2 protein-coding genes are annotated in these 1,555 nt (G+C 37.2%); both read left to right on the top strand.

Features of this window, described 5'->3' with window-relative positions:
- On the top strand, positions 1 to 446 hold a 446-nt coding region (locus AB1414_20615; GenBank protein MEW6609813.1), incomplete at its 5' end, for a choice-of-anchor X domain-containing protein.
- Positions 447 to 693: 247 nt separating this feature from the next.
- Positions 694 to 1,146 (top strand): hypothetical protein, encoded by a 453-nt coding sequence (locus AB1414_20620; protein MEW6609814.1) that lies wholly within the window; start codon positions 694 to 696, stop codon positions 1,144 to 1,146.
- Positions 1,147 to 1,555: the final 409 nt, after the last annotated feature.

Here is a 1,555-nt window from a genome sequence, read left to right on the forward strand (position 1 = left end):
AAACAGGAGGATGGAAGCCGGAAGTGGATGTTGAAATAGTAAGGACGGATTCGTCCCTTCAGCCTTCAACCTTGAGCCTTCGGCTCTTCGACGACGGCCTTCACGCTGATTACGACCCAAACGACGGATATTTCGCGAACAAGATAATGTTGGATAAGATGGAAGGTCAGTATGATGTGAAGGTTGCGGGAAAAGTCACCAGTGAAAACAAAACAATAAAAGTAGAATCAGTGAAGCGAATAGACATCAAAGGCAAACCTCCCGTTGTGGAAATAACAAAGATAGGCGGAGAGCCGAATAGCGGCGCCGTGAATATATATACTACACAGGTTGACTGGGTTCTTTCAAGCGGAGACCATGTAATTGAAATCACCGTAAAAGACGCAGCGGGCAATGAATCCGCGCCGGAGGTTCGGAAAAGACTTGAAAAAATAACATTGACATAAAGAAAGCGTGGTATAATAAAACAGTTTTTAAAATATTGTTGATTTTATGGTTAAATAAAAAAGGTGAAATATGGAGATGTTATATAGATGTGATATTTGTAAAAATATAATTGAAGAGAGGGATGATAAAGTGTTTGCGAGTTACGAGGGAGTTCCACTACATGTTTTTTGTTCTAAGTGCGGTAAACCAGTAATTAAATTTCTTAAAAGAAATAAATTTGATAGAAAAAAATAGTTTGGAGGAAAGATGGCGGAAAAAGAGAGAAAAATAAGTAAAAAAACCAGAGCAGAAATATTGTTAGAAGATTTAGCGCCAAAGATTGATTTGATTTTGGAAGGTCGTGAAGTTACTGACAATAAAATCGACCGGCTGGAGAAAAAAGTTGATGCGAATAAAGCGGAACTGGAGAAAATGATAGTTGAAAGCAATAAAACACTTCGGGATGAAGTAAAGAGGGTTGAACAAAAAGTTGATGTTATGGATAAGAAGATAGAGAATGTAAAAACTGAACTTAGCCAGCGTATGGACAGGCTGGAAGAAGGACAGAAGAAGCTGGAAGAAGGACAGAAGAAGCTGGAGGAGGGGCAAAAGACTATGGACAAAAAGATCGACAAACTCGATGAAAAGATGACAAAGAGGCAGGATGAAATTGAAGGGAAAGTGGATACTGTTTATCAGAAGGTCATTATAGGACATTAATCCGCCAAAGGCGGATTGCGGTGTTTTATGAAGACTAAAAATAAACCCAAAATTATATCATAAAACAATGAAAAATACTACCTACCATTTCTGGTAGGTGACAAGAAAGAAACAAATCGATATAATTTCAGCCATTACAATACACCCTGTTAGAAAAATTACCAGCAGACAGGGTTGGGTATTTTAATAGGTTATTTTTAAGCAACCAACAATATTTTCTAACAGGGTAAACAATTAAGGGGGGGATATTGTGAGGGGTGGGAATAAAGATAAAACATTAATAGGATTTTCGAGGAGGAAGCACCATTAGTTTAGGTATAACTAAAATTATACTTAAGTTAATGGTGTTTTTTATTTTTTAGTGATTACACAGATTTTAGAGGAGATTACACGGATTATGGGGAACAGG

It is taken from the genome of bacterium (assembly GCA_040755795.1).
Taxonomy (GTDB): domain Bacteria; phylum UBA9089; class CG2-30-40-21; order CG2-30-40-21; family SBAY01; genus JBFLXS01.

What these genes read in the sequence shown, in the direction of transcription:
- AB1414_20620 (MEW6609814.1), top strand. Translation starts at nt 694, where the DNA reads ATGGCGGAAAAAGAGAGAAAAATAAGTAAAAAAACCAGAGCAGAAATA.